Origin of the sequence: Xylophilus rhododendri, assembly GCF_009906855.1 — a bacterium.
In the GTDB taxonomy this organism is placed as follows: domain Bacteria; phylum Pseudomonadota; class Gammaproteobacteria; order Burkholderiales; family Burkholderiaceae_C; genus Xylophilus; species Xylophilus rhododendri.
Genome location: NZ_CP047650.1, coordinates 1,802,577 through 1,815,512, shown reverse-complemented (window position 1 = coordinate 1,815,512; position 12,936 = coordinate 1,802,577). Strand labels below are relative to the sequence as shown.

The 12,936-nt window shown below is 67.2% G+C and carries 14 protein-coding genes; 3 read left to right on the top strand and 11 right to left on the bottom strand.

All coding sequences use genetic code 11. The features are described 5' to 3' along the window. Window positions 1–31: 31 nt before the first annotated feature. From flgL to GT347_RS08225, 11 genes are read right to left on the bottom strand one after another with little or no spacing between them, the layout of a single operon-like run. Window positions 32–1,234, bottom strand: coding sequence for a flagellar hook-associated protein FlgL (flgL, locus tag GT347_RS08275; RefSeq protein WP_160551508.1), 1,203 nt, complete (start codon window positions 1,232–1,234; stop codon window positions 32–34). Between the two features lie 20 nt (window positions 1,235–1,254). Next, the gene (gene flgK / locus GT347_RS08270; RefSeq protein WP_160551507.1) at window positions 1,255–3,225 is read right to left on the bottom strand and encodes a flagellar hook-associated protein FlgK; all 1,971 of its coding nucleotides are present in this window, start codon (window positions 3,223–3,225) and stop codon (window positions 1,255–1,257) included. Then, complete coding sequence (flgJ, locus tag GT347_RS08265) at window positions 3,222–4,148, bottom strand: flagellar assembly peptidoglycan hydrolase FlgJ (protein ID WP_160551506.1); 927 nt, start codon at window positions 4,146–4,148, stop codon at window positions 3,222–3,224. Before flgJ ends, flgK begins: the two co-directional genes overlap by 4 nt. Before the next feature lie 19 nt (window positions 4,149–4,167). Then, on the bottom strand, window positions 4,168–5,307 hold the full coding sequence (locus tag GT347_RS08260) for a flagellar basal body P-ring protein FlgI (RefSeq protein ID WP_160551505.1): 1,140 nt from the start codon (window positions 5,305–5,307) through the stop codon (window positions 4,168–4,170). A 20-nt stretch (window positions 5,308–5,327) separates the two neighbouring features. Next, the gene (locus GT347_RS08255) at window positions 5,328–6,014 is read right to left on the bottom strand and encodes a flagellar basal body L-ring protein FlgH (RefSeq protein WP_160551504.1); all 687 of its coding nucleotides are present in this window, start codon (window positions 6,012–6,014) and stop codon (window positions 5,328–5,330) included. Window positions 6,015–6,031: 17 nt separating this feature from the next. Further along, window positions 6,032–6,814 carry a flagellar basal-body rod protein FlgG gene (gene flgG, locus GT347_RS08250; RefSeq protein WP_160551503.1) on the bottom strand — a complete coding sequence of 261 codons (783 nt, stop codon included), beginning with the start codon at window positions 6,812–6,814 and terminating at the stop codon, window positions 6,032–6,034. 10 nt (window positions 6,815–6,824) lie between these two features. After that, window positions 6,825–7,562 carry a flagellar basal body rod protein FlgF gene (locus GT347_RS08245; protein WP_160551502.1) on the bottom strand — a complete coding sequence of 246 codons (738 nt, stop codon included), beginning with the start codon at window positions 7,560–7,562 and terminating at the stop codon, window positions 6,825–6,827. Between the two features lie 28 nt (window positions 7,563–7,590). After that, complete coding sequence (gene flgE, locus GT347_RS08240; RefSeq protein ID WP_160551501.1) at window positions 7,591–8,814, bottom strand: flagellar hook protein FlgE; 1,224 nt, start codon at window positions 8,812–8,814, stop codon at window positions 7,591–7,593. A gap of 57 nt (window positions 8,815–8,871) precedes the next feature. Next, window positions 8,872–9,570, bottom strand: coding sequence for a flagellar hook capping FlgD N-terminal domain-containing protein (locus GT347_RS08235; RefSeq protein WP_160551500.1), 699 nt, complete (start codon window positions 9,568–9,570; stop codon window positions 8,872–8,874). A 43-nt stretch (window positions 9,571–9,613) separates the two neighbouring features. Further along, window positions 9,614–10,018, bottom strand: coding sequence for a flagellar basal body rod protein FlgC (gene flgC, locus GT347_RS08230; RefSeq protein ID WP_160551499.1), 405 nt, complete (start codon window positions 10,016–10,018; stop codon window positions 9,614–9,616). 26 nt (window positions 10,019–10,044) lie between these two features. Continuing rightward, window positions 10,045–10,542 (bottom strand): flagellar basal body rod protein FlgB, encoded by a 498-nt coding sequence (locus GT347_RS08225; RefSeq protein WP_160551498.1) that lies wholly within the window; start codon window positions 10,540–10,542, stop codon window positions 10,045–10,047. A 212-nt stretch (window positions 10,543–10,754) separates the two neighbouring features. Between GT347_RS08225 and flgA the strand changes: the two genes are divergently transcribed. From flgA to GT347_RS08210, 3 genes are all read left to right on the top strand, one after another. Continuing rightward, on the top strand, window positions 10,755–11,495 hold the full coding sequence (gene flgA / locus GT347_RS08220; protein ID WP_160551497.1) for a flagellar basal body P-ring formation chaperone FlgA: 741 nt from the start codon (window positions 10,755–10,757) through the stop codon (window positions 11,493–11,495). Window positions 11,496–11,670: 175 nt separating this feature from the next. Continuing rightward, window positions 11,671–12,006: a flagellar biosynthesis anti-sigma factor FlgM gene (gene flgM, locus GT347_RS08215; RefSeq protein WP_160555264.1), complete on the top strand. Its 336-nt coding sequence runs from the start codon at window positions 11,671–11,673 to the stop codon at window positions 12,004–12,006. Window positions 12,007–12,043: 37 nt separating this feature from the next. Next, window positions 12,044–12,436 (top strand): hypothetical protein, encoded by a 393-nt coding sequence (locus GT347_RS08210; RefSeq protein ID WP_160551496.1) that lies wholly within the window; start codon window positions 12,044–12,046, stop codon window positions 12,434–12,436. The last annotated feature ends 500 nt before the right edge of the window (window positions 12,437–12,936 follow it).

Below are 12,936 nucleotides of genomic sequence, written 5' to 3'. Positions count from 1 at the left end.
GTACGGCGCGTGCGACGCGAAGAAGGCTGTGTCAGCTGATATAGGTGAACAGCGAGAGCTTCTGGATCTGCGCGTAGGAACTCAGCGCGGCCTGGTAGCCGGTCTGCTGGGTCGAGAACTCGGAAACCGCCTTGATCATATCGAGGTCCTCGGCGTTGGATTTCTCGGCGGTGAGCTGGTCGCTGCGGGTGTCCTGGCTGGTCTTGATGCGGTCGGCCTGGTTGAGGATGTCGCCGGCCAGGCTGCGCGAGGACTGCAGGCGCGACAGGCCGGAATCGATCTGCACCAGCGACTGGGCGATCTGCGTGGGCAGGGCGCCGCTGTTGCTGGTGGCGTTCTTGATGCTGGAGATGGCCTGGTCCAGCGTGGCGAACAGGTCGCTGCGGGTGCTGGGGGCGATGGCCACGGTGTCGCCGTCGGCGGGCGTGCCTTTCATCGTCATCGTCATGCCGTCGAAGGAGATGCTGCCGCTCTCCTTGTAGGTGCCGGTGGCGGCGGTGGTGCCGGCGGTGGTGTCGGTGACGGTGTAGCTCTTGACGCCGGTGGTGGCATCGACCGCGAAGCCGATGGTGTAGTTGTGGCCGGTGATGGCGCTGGGGTTCTGCACGCTGCCGGCGTCCACCGACACGGTGCCGGTGTTGGCGGTGCCGGTGGCCAAGGTGAAGGTGCCGTTGCCGGTGGGCACGTTCATGAAGGTGGCCTGGCCGTCCAGCGTGGGCGCCACGGTGGTGGCGCCGCCGGTGCGCTGGCCCGAGAGGCCGGCGAAGTTCACCTGCTGGGTGTTGGTGAAGGGCTGGTCGGCGCTGCCCAGGCCGCTGAACAGCGGCGTGCCGTTGCTGTCGGACTTGTTGGAGTTGGCGAAGATCTCGTCGCGCAGGCTGGTGAGCTGCTGGGCGATGTAGCCGCGGTCGGCCGGGGTGAGCGTGCCGCTGCCGGCGCTGACCACCAGCTCGCGAAAGCTCTGCAGCGCGTCGATGCTGCTGCCGAGCGTGGACTCGGCGGTGGAGATGGTGTCGCGCTGCGAGGCCAGCAGGCGCTGGTCGGCGGCGATGCGGTCGATGCGGGTGTTGGCGCGTTCGGCCTGGGCGGCGGAGGTCGGGTCGTCGCTGGTGCGGTTGATGCGCTTGCCCGAGGTCATGTTCTGCTGCAGGGTCACCAGGGCTTGCTGGCGGTCCGACAGGTTCTGGACGGCGCCGGCGTAGGCGCTGGCGGTGCCGATGCGGGAGGTGCTCATGGCTCGGTGTCCTTGTCCTGTTAGCGCATCGCGCCGATGACGGAATCGAAAAGCGTCTGCGCGACCTGGATCATCTTGGCCGAGGCCTGGTAGGCCTGCTGGAACTGCAGCAGCTTGGCGGCCTCCTCGTCGAGGTTGACGCCGCTGACCGAGGAGGCGCTGTTGTCCAGGCTGGTCGAGATGTTGGCCGAGACGCTGGCGGTGAACTGGGCGCTCTGCACGCGGGTGCCGACCTCCGACATCAGCGCGGCATAGCCGTCCGACAGCGGCGAGCCGTCATACACCGTCTTGTCGCGCAGGGCGGCCATCGCATCGGCATTGCCGGCGGTGGTGGTGACCGGCCCGCCGACGGTGCTGACGGGCGTGGCGGTGTAGGTGGTCGGCCAGGTGCCGGCGGCGCGCATCGGGGTGCCGATGCTGGCGTCGTTGCCCTGCACCATCACCACGTCGCCGGCCTTGGGCACGCCCTTCAGGGTCAGTTCCCAGCCGTTGAGGCTGATGGTCTGGCCGCTGGTGAAGGCCTGGCTGGCGCTGGCGGTGCCGGGCGGCACGGTCACGGTGTAGCTGGTGGGCGAGTCGAAGGTGATGATGGCGTCGCTCTTCAGGGCGGCGTTCTGCGAGGTGGCCAGCAGGCCCTGGATGGTGACCGAGCCTTCGTTGTCGGCCGCGGCGGTGGCCACCACCGGGCTGGTCACGGCCAGCTGGCTGGGCGAGGAGAACACGGTGGCCATCTGCGCGGCGGCGCTGGCGAAGGGCTTGACGGTGAAGGTGTCGCCGCTGTTGGCGCCGGCACCGATGGCGAAGGACAGGCCGTCCACCGTCGGTGCGCCCGAGGACAGGTCGAAGTTGGTGATCTGGCCGTCGGAGATGCGGGTGATCGAGCCGGTGCTGCCCGAATTCATGATCACGCGGTAGTCCGACACCGCCAGCTTGCTCACGTCGGCCACCGAAGCCTGCACGGTGGCGGTGCCGGTGTTGTAGGAGGCGGAGAAGCCGGGCGGAATGGTGATCGGGCTGAGCAGGTCGCCGCCGGCATTGCCGTTGAGGTCCAGGCCCAGCTTGTGCTGGTCGTTGACGGTGGTGGTGGTGGTCAGCGCGATGCGGCCCAGCAGGTTGCGGCCTTCGGCCAGGTCGGTGTTGTTGAAGCGCAGCAGGCCGGCCATCTCGCCGCCGCCGAGCTGGCTCTCTTCCAGTGTGGTGGCGGTGACGCCGGCACGGCCCACCGAGAGCTTCATCACCGAGGGGTCGCCGTTCGGGTCCGGCACCAGGGCGACCTTGGCGGTGCTGGTGCCCAGCACCAGGGCCTGGCTGCCCAGGAAGACGTTGGTGGAGCCGTCGCCGTTGTCGATCTGGTTGGTCTGCACGTATTTGTTCAGGTCCTTGATCAGGGTGTCGCGCTGGTCGAGCAGGTCGTTGGGCTGCTGCGAGCTGCCGAAGGCCGCGGCGATCTGGTTGTTGACCGCGGCGATGCGGGTGACCAGGCCGTTGACGGCGGTGACGTCGTCGCTGAGCTTCTGCTGCGTGGTGGTCTGCAGGTCGTCGAGCTGCGAGGCGGCGGTGTTGAAGCGGCCGGCCATTTCGTTGGCGCGGGTCAGCACCACCGAGCGGGCGGTCAGGTCGGTGGGCGCGGCCGACACGTCGGTGAAGGCGTTGAGCATGTCGGTGACCGACGCGCCCAGGCCGGTCTTGCCGCCGGGGAAGACGTCTTCGAGCTGCAGCAGGCTGGCCGAACGCACCGAGTCCGATGCCGCCACGGACGAGGCCAGCGTGGCCTGCTTGGTCAGGAACTGGTCGTGCGCGCGGGTGATGGTGGCGACCGACACGCCGCGGCCGATATAGCCCGCGCCGGTGTACTGGCCGCCGGCCGACTCCAGCTGCACCGTCTGCTTGGAATAACCAGGCGTGTTGACGTTGGAGATGTTGTGCCCGATGGTCTGCAGCGCCGTCGAGTTGGCCGACAGCGCCCGGGCGGAGACGTTGAGCAGGCTCATGAGGTTTTAGCCTCCGCCACCACTGCGCGCTGCTGCCAGTGGGCGGCGCTGGCGATGGCGCGGCTCAGCTTGCTGGCGTAGGCCGGGTCGGTGGCATAGCCGGCGCGCTTGAGTTCGGTGGCGTAGGCATGGGCCGAGTCGGTCTTCTGCCGGGCGTTGGCGTAGCGCGGGTTCTCGTTGATCAGCTTGGCGTAGTCGCGCAGCGAGTCTTCCGGCGAATCGTAGGAGCGGAACTTGGCCGTGACCTTGCGCGGCTGGCCGTTGATGTATTCGGTGGTGGTGACTTCGGCGACCTTGCCGGTCCAGTCGCCGCCGGCCTTCACGCCGAACAGGTTGTTGGCGCTGCTGCCGTCCTTGTTCTTGATCATGTGCCGGCCCCAGCCGGTCTCGTGGCCGGCCTGGCCGAGCATGAAGCTGGCGGGGATGCCGCTTTCCTGGCTGACGGTGGCGGCGGCGTCGCCCAGCTTGGCCACGAAGTCGCCCTGCGTGCTGCCGGTCTTGATCGGGGCGCTGGACTGCACGCTCTTGCCGCTGTTGAGGGCGCCGAGCGAAATGGTGGAGGCGGGCAGCGTCTCGCTCTTGATGCCCTGCTGGGCCGAGAGCTGCTTCTCGATCATGGCCGAGAGGCCGCCGGGCTGGCCGGACATCTGCACCGCGAACTGCTGGTCGAGCAGGTCGGTGCCGAGCTTCTCGCCCTCGCTGTCGCTCATGCCGGACTTCATCGTCGCCTCGCGCATGCTTTTCACCAGCTCGCGCATGAACATCGATTCGAACTGCTTGGCGGATTCCTTGATCGCCTTGGGATCGCTCTTGTTGCCGGCGGCCAGCTTCAGGGCGTTGAGCGACTTGCCGTCGGCGGCCAGCGCCTCGCTGGGCGAGGAGCTGCCGCTGTACGAGATGGAGGAGGTGGAGGAAAGCGCCATGGTCTTGCTGCCCCTGTCGTCAGATCACTTCGAGCTCGGCGTTGAGCGCGCCGGCGGCCTTGATCGCCTGGAGGATCGCCAGCAGGTCCTGCGGCGTGGCGCCCAGCGCATTGAGCGCACGCACCACGTCGGCCAGCTGGGGCGATGCGGGCACCTGCATCAGGATGCCGGGTTCCTGCTTGATCGAGATGTCGCTCTTCTGCGTGACGGCGGTCTGGCCGCCGCTGAAGGCACCCGGCTGGCTGACCACCGGCGTGGTGCTGATGGTGATCGACAGATTGCCGTGGGCGATGGCGCAGGGGCCGAGCGTGACCGACTGGTTGAGCACGATGGAGCCGGTGCGGGCGTTGATGACGACCTTGGCGGCCGGCGCGGTCATCTCCAGCGGAATCTCTTCCAGGTCGGCGAGGAAGCTGACCCGGGCATTCGCATCGGTGGGCGCGGTGACCTGCACCGTGCGGCCGTCCAGGGCGCGGGCCAGGCCGCTGCCCAGGCGGCGGTTGATGGCTTCGGCCACGCGGCGGGCGGTCTGGAAGTCGAAGGAGTTCAAATCGAGCTTGATCGAATCGCCTTCCTGCAGCGGCGTGGGAATGGCGCGTTCGACCTGGCCGCCCTGGGGCACCCGGCCCGAGCTGAGCGCGTTGATCTGCACCTTGCTGCCGTTGGCCGCGGCGCCGGCGCCGGCCACGGCGACGTTGCCCTGGGCCAGGGCGTAGATCTCGCCGTCCACGCCGCGCAGCGGGGTGGTGATGAGGGTGCCGCCCTTGATCGACTTGGCGTTGCCGACCGAGGACACGGTCACGTCGATCATCTGGCCCGGCTGGGCGAAGGCGGGGAGCTGGGCGGTGACGATCACCGCGGCGACGTTCTTGAGCTGCAGCTGGGAGGCGGTGGCGGCCGGCAGGGTGATGCCGAGCTGCTGCATGTAGTTGGTCAGGCTCTGGGTGGTGAGCGGCATCTGGGTGGTCTGGTCACCCGTGCCGTCCAGGCCGATGACCAGGCCGTAGCCGGTCAGCTGGTTGGTGCGCACTCCCTGCACCGCCGCGATTTCCTTGATCCGCATCGCCTGGGCGGGCGCCTGGCCGAGCAGCAGGCCGCAGGCGGCGCCCAGGAGGACGGCGAAGCGGGCGAGAAGACGGGGGCGGAGGAGGGAGGGCATGGGAGGAATTCTCCCGCGCCTCAGAAAGGTAGAACGTTCAAAAAGACCCGGGAAAGCCACCCCATTTGCTGGGCTTCGCCGGCCTGGCCCTTGCCGCGCGACTCGATGCGCACGTTCGCCACCTGGGTGGAGGCGATGGTGCTGCCGGCCTGGATGGCCCGCGGATCGATGGTGCCGGAGAAGCGCAGGGTGTCCACGTTCTCGTTGACGCCGATCTGCTTTTCGCCTGTCACGACCAGGTGGCCGTTGGGCAATACCTGCACCACCGTCGCGGTGATGGCGCCGGAGAAAGTGTTGGCGCTCTGCGTGCCGCCCTTGCCGGAGAAGGTGTTGGCATCGGCCGCGGCCACGGTGGTCTTGGCGGCCAGCGAGGAGGCGCCGAAGAAGGGCAGGGCGGTGATGCCGCCCTTGACGGTGCCGTTGCGGTCCACGGTGGAAGTCGAGGTCTGGCTGGCGCTGACGTTCTCCACGATGTTGATCGTGACGTTGTCGCCCACCAGGCGGGCACGCCGGTCCTCGAAGGCCTGGCGGTAGGTGGCGGTGCTGAACAGGCCGCCGGTGGCCGAGACCGGCTCGCGGATCGGGTAGACCAGCTGCGGCGCGGCGGTGACGGGCATCTCCACCTTGGGCTGCATGGTCTCGCAGCCGGTGAGCAGGGTGGCCAGCGGCATCAGGGCGAACAGGAAAGAGCGGGCAACCGGTTTCATCTGGGGGCTCCTTTCCATCACAGCTGGGCGAGCTTCTGCAGCATCTGGTCGGATGTCTGCACGGCCTTGCTGTTCATCTCGTAGGCGCGCTGGGTCTGGATCATGCCGATCAGCTCCTGCACCACGTTGACGTTGGAGGTTTCCACGAAACCCTGCATGACGGTGCCCAGGCCGTTGGTGCCGGCGGTGCCGGTCTGCGGCGTGCCGGAGGCGGCGGTTTCGGTGAACAGGTTCTGGCCGCGCGGCTCCAGGCCTGCCGGGTTGATGAAGTTGACCAGGGCGATGGTGCCGACCTGCTGCGGCGTGGCGGTGGTGGGCAGCACCACGCTCACCGTGCCGTCGGCGGCGATGCTGACGCTCTGCGCATTGGCCGGGATGGTCACGCCGTTGGCGATCGGCAGGCCGTTGTTGGTGACCAGCTGGCCCGAGGAGTTGACCTGGAATGAGCCGTCGCGGGTATAGGCCAGGGTGCCGTCGGGCTGGGTGACCTGGAAGAAGCCGTTGCCCTTGATGGCCACGTCCAGCGTGTTGCTGGTCTGCTGCAGGCTGCCCTGCGCGAAGGAGCGCGAGGTGGCCACTGTGCGCACGCCCAGGCCGAGCTGCAGGCCGGTGGGCAGCTGGTTCTGCTCGCTGGTGTTGGAGCCGACCTGGCGCAGGTTCTGGTACATCAGGTCTTCGAAGACGGCGTTGGCGCGCTTGAAGCCGTTGGTGGAGACGTTGGCCAGGTTGTGGGAGATGACGTCCAGCTGGGTCTGCTGGGCTTCCATGCCGGTCTTGGAGATCCAGAGCGAATTGATCATGGTCGTTTCCTTAGTTCATCGACAGCAGCTGGCTGGCGGTCTTGTCGTTCTGCTCCGCGGACTGCATGAGCTTGGTGTTCTGCTCGAACTGCCGGGCCGCTTCGATCATGGCGACCATGGTGCTGACCGCGTTGACGTTGGAGCCTTCGAGCGCGCCGGTCTGTACCCGGGCGTTGGGATCGGTGGCCATCTGGTCGCCGGCCGCGCTGCGGAACAGGCCGTCGGCGCTGCGCTTGAGCGGCTGGTCCTGGGTGGGGGTGACCAGCTTGAGCCGGCCCACGGTGTTGATCGCCTGGCCGTCGATCTTGGCGGTGATGGTGCCGTCGGCGCCGAGGGCGACCTGGGCGTTCTGCGGGATGTCGATGGGTGCGCCGTCGGCCGACAGCACCTGCAGGCCGACGCTGTTGACCAGGGTGCCGTTGGAATTCACCTGGAAGCCGCCGTTGCGCGAATAGGCCTCGGTGCCGTCCAGGCCCTGCACCGCGAAATAGGCGTTGCCCTGCGGCATGGCATCGAGGTTGCGGTCGGTGAAGGTGATGGTGCCCGGCGTGTCGTCGTGGGTGCTGGCGGTTTCGGCCGCGAACACACGGGTGCTGGCGCCGTCGCCCTTGATCGGCACCGCGCGGAAGGCGTGCAGCTCCTGGCGAAAGCCATTGGTGGAGACGTTGGCCAGGTTGTTGGCCAGCACCGACTGGCGGTCCGCCGCGGCGGCCGCGCCGGTCATCGAGGTGTAGACGAGCCGATCCATCACTCAGTCCTGTTCTTGGGGCCCGCGATCAGCGGAGGTTGACCAGGGTGGACATGATCTGGTCCTGCGTCTTGATGGTCTGCGCGTTGGCCTGGTAGGCGCGCTGCGCGGTCATCATGTTGACCAGCTCGGCGGTCAGGTCGACGTTGGAGTCTTCCAGCGTGCCCGAATTGATCTTGCCGAAGTTGCCCGAGCCCGGCACGTTCTTGATCGGCGCGCCGGAGGAGATGGTCTCCTTCCAGTAGTCGCCGCTGGTGGGCTCCAGGCCCTGCACGTTGCGGAAGTTGGCCAGCACGATCTGGCCGGTGGACTGGGTCTGGCCGTTGGAGTAGCGCGCGGTCAGCGTGCCGTCCTCGGCGAAGGACATGCCGGTCAGCTCGCCCGGGGCGTAGCCGTCCTGCTTGAGGCTGGAGACATAGAAGCTGGAGGCGTTCTGCGTCAGGCCGTCGAGGTTGACGGTCACGTTGAAGGCAGGCGTTGCGGCGCCGGAGACCTGCACGCCGGTCAGGGTCAGCGGGGTGCCGGAGGAGATCACGCCGTTGGCGTCGAAGGTCACGGTGCCGACCGGCGTGCCGGTGGTGGTGCCGGTGGCGCCGCCCTGCGGATAGTCGGCATACACGTTCCAGGTGTTGGACGCGGTCTTCTGGAAATACATGCCGATCGGCACCGCCGCGCCCTGCGAGTCGTAGGCGGTGATCGAGGTGCCGTAGGTGCTCAGCGGGATGTTGGGCGTGACCGAGTTGTAGGCGACGGCGGTGGTGTCGAGGTTGGCGGTGGCGGTGATGGCCGAGGTCTGGTGGCCGGCCACGCCCTTGCCGGTGGGCAGGGTGAGGTTGCCCTTGGTGACCGCGCCGGTCAGCGGGTCGAAGATGTTGCCCTGCAGCTTGGCGCCGGCGTTGGTGACGATGTTGCCGCTGTTGTCGAGCTTGAAGGTGCCGTTGCGGGTGTAGGCGATCTCGCCGCTGGGCAGCTGCACCTGGTAGAAGCCGGCGCCGTTGATGGCCAGGTCCAGGTCGTTGCCGGTGGTGGTCAGGTTGCCCTGGCTGAACTGCTGCGAGATGGCCGCGGTCATCACGCCGATGCCGGGAATGGAGGCCGCACCGCCGCTGCCCAGGTTGGAGGCGTACAGGTCCGAGAACTCCGCGCGCGAAGCCTTCATGCCGGTGGTGTTGACGTTGGCGATGTTGTTGCCGATGACGTCGAGGCTCTTGCTGGCAGCGTTGAGACCCGAGAGACCTTGTTGGAATGCCATGTTGCTTGCTCCTTAGCGCGGGGGCGGAAAGCGGGGGTGAGGGGCGGTTGGAGCCGATCAGAGGATCGACTTGACGGAGGTGTAGGCGGCGGTATTGCCGTCCTTGAACTTCAGGGTCAGCGCGCCGGTGGTGTCCGAACCGATGGAGGCGACGTTGCCCTTGACCATGGTGGTGGAGCCGACCGAGGCCGAGCCGTTGGCCGCGGTGACGGTGAACTTCAGGCCGTCGGCGCTGCTGTAGCCGGTGGAGTTGAAGTCGAAGTCGTGCTGGCCGGCGGCCATGGAGCCGAGGTTGAGCGTGCCGACGGTGACGCCGCCGGCGGTGCTGACCTTGACGCTCACGTCGCTGGCCGAGCCGTCGAGGGTGAAGGTGCCGCTGCCCTTGTTGGTGCTGCTGTCCACCGACACGGTGTTGCCGGAGGCCAGCACGTCGTGGCCGATCAGCGCGCTGGCCTGGATGCCCTGCATGGCGGCCATCTGGGTGGCCAGGTCGGTCACGGTGGTGTTCAACTTCTCGATGCCGGAGACGGTGTTGATCTGGGCGATCTGCGTCGTCATCTGGGCGTTGTCCATCGGGTTCATCGGATCCTGGTTGTTCAGCTGGGCGACCAGCAGCTTCAGGAAACGGTCCTCCTGGTCCTTGGCACTGGTGGTGCCGGTGGTGCTGCCCGAGGACGAGGTGCTGGTGGTGCTGGTCAGCGACGACGTGGGCTGGTAGGCGGTGGTCGAGGACAGTGCGTCGGTGGTGGAGGCCATGGCGGTTTTTTCCGGTTCGGTGGGAAAAGAGGGGATGGGGCGCTTACTGGCCCATCTGCAGCGTCTTCAACATCAGGGTCTTGGCGGTGTTCATCACCTCGATGTTGTTTTGGTAGGCGCGGGAGGCGGAGATCATGTTGACCATCTCCTCGACCGCGTTCACGTTGGAATGCGTCACATAGCCTTCGGCGTCGGCCGAGGGGTTGCTGGGGTCCATCACCTTGCGGCCTTCGGCCTGGCTTTCGGTGACCTGGACCACCTTCACGCCGGCCGTGCCCTCGTCGCCCATGGGCACGGTCTGGAACACCACCTGGCGGGCCTTGTAGGCCTTGCCGTCCGGGCCGGCCACGGCTTCCACGTTGGCCAGGTTGGAGGCCACCGCGTTGAGCCGCTGCGACTGCGCGCTGACCGCGCTGCCGGAGACGTTGAAGATGGAGAACATGGACATGGTTCAGGCCCTTCGGGTGGTGTTGCTCACTGGCCCTGGATCGCTGTGAGCAGCGTCTTGGCCTGGCCATTGATGAATCGCAGCGTGGCTTCGTAGTGCACCGCGTTGTCGGCGAAGGTGGCGCGTTCGCGGTCGAGGTCCACGCTGTTGCCGTCCATCGAAGGCTGGGTCTGCACCGCATAGCCGAGTTCGCCGGCGCCGCTGCCGCCCGGCAGGCGGCCGACGGTGGAGACCGGCATGAAGCCGCCGCGGCCGAGGTCGCCGGTGGCCAGGCCGATGGTGGGCATGCCGCCGACGCTGCCGATGGCGCTGCCGCTCGACGCGGTCATCGGCAGGCGCTGGCCGCTGCCGCCGGTGAACTCACCGGTGGCGGCGCGCAGGTTGCTGGCGAAGTCCATGTCGCGGGCCGCGTAGCCCGGCGTGTCGGCGTTGGCGATGTTGCTGGCCAATACACGCTGGCGTTCGGCGCGCAGCACCAGGGCCTTCGATTGGAAGTCCAGCTGGTTGGTGAGCGTTTCGAGCATGGCGGGTGACCCGGTTCGGTTGGTGTGTGGAGGTGGCGCTTGGAGGTTTGCCGTCGGAAGCGATTGTGAAATTCGGGGTGCCGGACTAAAGCGCGATGAAGCGGGGAAAGCCGCCTCTCTTCCTGTCTTGCCGGGGGAGGGCTGTGCCTACAGTGCGTTCTCGGGGCCATGCCTGATGTGCCCGCCTGTCCTGCCGCAACGGAGCCCGCACCATGTCCTTCCACGATGTCCCCCACCGCCTGATCGCCCTGGCCCTGGCCGCCGCGGCGCTGCCCGCGCTGGCCCAGAACGTTCCGCAGGGCATGGCCGAGGCCTCGACCTCCGCCCTGGAATCTTCCAGCCGCGAGTTCCTCGACGGCGAAGTGGCCCGGGGCGCGCAGAGCATGAACATGCCGCTGCGCATGGAAGTGAGCGTGGGCCCGCTCGACAGCCGCCTGCGCCTGGCGGCCTGCAACAAGGTCGAGCCCTATATGCCCGCCAACATGCGGCTGTGGGGCAAGAGCCGGGTCGGCCTGCGCTGCGTGGACGGCCCGGTGCGCTGGAACGTCTTCATGCCGGTGCAGGTGAAGGCCTTCGGCCCGGCCTGGGTGGTGCGCGGTCCGGTGATGGCCGGCGCCACGCTGGCCGCCTCCGATGCGATGCAGGCCGAGGTCGACTGGGCCGAGGAGCCCGCCGCCGTGCTGGGCGACCAGGCGCAGTGGCTGGGCAGCACGGTCACCCGCAACCTCAACGCCGGCCAGGCCCTGCGCCAGTCCATGGTGCGGCCGCCGCAGGTTTTCGAAGCGGGCACCAACGTCCGTGTGGTGGCCGAGGGCCCGGGTTTCGCCGTGACATCCGACGGCCAGGCCGTGGGCGCCGGCATCGTCGGCCAGCCGGTGCGGGTGCGCATGGAGGGCGGCCGCTTCATGACCGGCACCGTGGTCGATTCGCGCACCGTGCGTGTGGCGATCTGAGTGCTTACTCGCGTGGCGACCGCTTCTGCATTCACGCTTTGTGGCGCTTTAGCCGCAACACAAGGCCTGGTTTTTTCCCGGATCGAAGATAAAAAAATGAAACAGATTAAAGTCTGCCGAGAAAACGCCGAAGACCTTCCTACGAGGCCTTGCTACCGAGGCCCTGGAGAGCGTGATGAAGATTGGCCAAACCCCCGACATTCCCGAAATCGCCACCCCCGTGGCGAAGACGGCCGCTGTCGCGTCTTCGGCTGCAGCCACTGCAGCCAAGACCGCGGCGACCACCACACCCGACCCGGCTGCCGTCAAGCAGTCCGGCGTGTCGGTGACCGTGTCCTCCCTGACGCGTTCGCTGGAAACCTCCAGCGCCAGCGGCTCCTTCGATGCCGAGAAGGTGTCGAAGATGAAGGAGGCGATCGCGAACGGCACGTTCACGGTCGATGCGGAAGCGATCGCCGACAAGCTTTTGTCGAACGCGCAGCAGGTGCTGCGCAAGGGACAGGTCGGCTGATTTCCCTGTCTGCTGCCTTTTCCGAGTGAGTGCCGCCATGCAAGCCGGAACCGCTACCTGGTCTGATATCGACACCCGCCTGGGGCGACTTGAATCTCGGCTCGATGCCGTGACCGAGGCCTTGATTCATGGCGACGGCGATGCGCTGTTGCTGGCCTCTTCTCTTTTGCGGGATGCGTCTGCCGAGGTTTCCGGGTTGTTGCCGGTGCCTGTGGCTGCTGTGCGGGCCGGGGGGCCTGTGTTGCAGCGTCGTTTGCTGGCCGCGGGGAAGCGGTTTGCGGCTTGTCGGGAGAATTTGGCGCGGCGGTCGGCGGGGGTCGATCGGGCTGTGGCTTCTCTTATTCCCTCTGCCGCCGGGGATCAGGCTACTTATAGCAAGGCTGCTTCTCGGGCTGGGGCTGCTTCGCGGTTTGGGTCGCGGTTTTTTTGACTCGCTCTTTGCGCTTCTTGATTTACTTCTTCTACTGCGCGTAGGGAGGGACTGGGGCTTGCGCCGCCCAGACCGGCGGTAACTTTCTTTCCATTGAAAGAAAGTCACCAAAGAAAAATTCAATGCGGGATCGGGGACGGGCTTTCGCCCGGGTCGGGCCTTTGTTCCGCTTCGCTTCACTCGGCTCTCCGCATGGCGATTTGATCTCAGCAACGATTGCCAGTGCTCGAGGATCGGGACGCTCGTTCGCCAAAAGCTTCACGCTCAGCCAACCGACAAGTTCGATCAAGCGCCGCGTCCAGATCCCCTGGAAACCGCCAGTGCGCCAAAACAAGCGCCCACCAACCGCGTCAGTGCGTGAAGCTTTTGGCGAACGAGCGGCCCGATCCTCGAGCATCCGTTCCAGTTGCTGAGCCCACTTCGCCATGCCGAGAGCCGAGTGAAGCGCAGCGAAACAATGGCCCGACCCGGGCGAAAGCCCGTCCCCGATCCCGCTTTCT

Excerpts from the sequence above, each read along its gene's own strand:
- flgL (WP_160551508.1), bottom strand. The coding sequence starts at position 1,234 with ATGAGCACCTCCCGCATCGGCACCGCCAGCGCCTACGCCGGCGCCGTC.
- flgK (WP_160551507.1), bottom strand. The coding sequence starts at position 3,225 with ATGAGCCTGCTCAACGTCTCCGCCCGGGCGCTGTCGGCCAACTCGACG.
- flgJ (WP_160551506.1), bottom strand. The coding sequence starts at position 4,148 with ATGGCGCTTTCCTCCACCTCCTCCATCTCGTACAGCGGCAGCTCCTCG.
- GT347_RS08260 (WP_160551505.1), bottom strand. The coding sequence starts at position 5,307 with ATGCCCTCCCTCCTCCGCCCCCGTCTTCTCGCCCGCTTCGCCGTCCTC.
- GT347_RS08255 (WP_160551504.1), bottom strand. The coding sequence starts at position 6,014 with ATGAAACCGGTTGCCCGCTCTTTCCTGTTCGCCCTGATGCCGCTGGCC.
- flgG (WP_160551503.1), bottom strand. The coding sequence starts at position 6,814 with ATGATCAATTCGCTCTGGATCTCCAAGACCGGCATGGAAGCCCAGCAG.
- GT347_RS08245 (WP_160551502.1), bottom strand. The coding sequence starts at position 7,562 with ATGGATCGGCTCGTCTACACCTCGATGACCGGCGCGGCCGCCGCGGCG.
- flgE (WP_160551501.1), bottom strand. The coding sequence starts at position 8,814 with ATGGCATTCCAACAAGGTCTCTCGGGTCTCAACGCTGCCAGCAAGAGC.
- GT347_RS08235 (WP_160551500.1), bottom strand. The coding sequence starts at position 9,570 with ATGGCCTCCACCACCGACGCACTGTCCTCGACCACCGCCTACCAGCCC.
- flgC (WP_160551499.1), bottom strand. The coding sequence starts at position 10,018 with ATGTCCATGTTCTCCATCTTCAACGTCTCCGGCAGCGCGGTCAGCGCG.
- GT347_RS08225 (WP_160551498.1), bottom strand. The coding sequence starts at position 10,542 with ATGCTCGAAACGCTCACCAACCAGCTGGACTTCCAATCGAAGGCCCTG.
- flgA (WP_160551497.1), top strand. The coding sequence starts at position 10,755 with ATGTCCTTCCACGATGTCCCCCACCGCCTGATCGCCCTGGCCCTGGCC.
- flgM (WP_160555264.1), top strand. The coding sequence starts at position 11,671 with ATGAAGATTGGCCAAACCCCCGACATTCCCGAAATCGCCACCCCCGTG.
- GT347_RS08210 (WP_160551496.1), top strand. The coding sequence starts at position 12,044 with ATGCAAGCCGGAACCGCTACCTGGTCTGATATCGACACCCGCCTGGGG.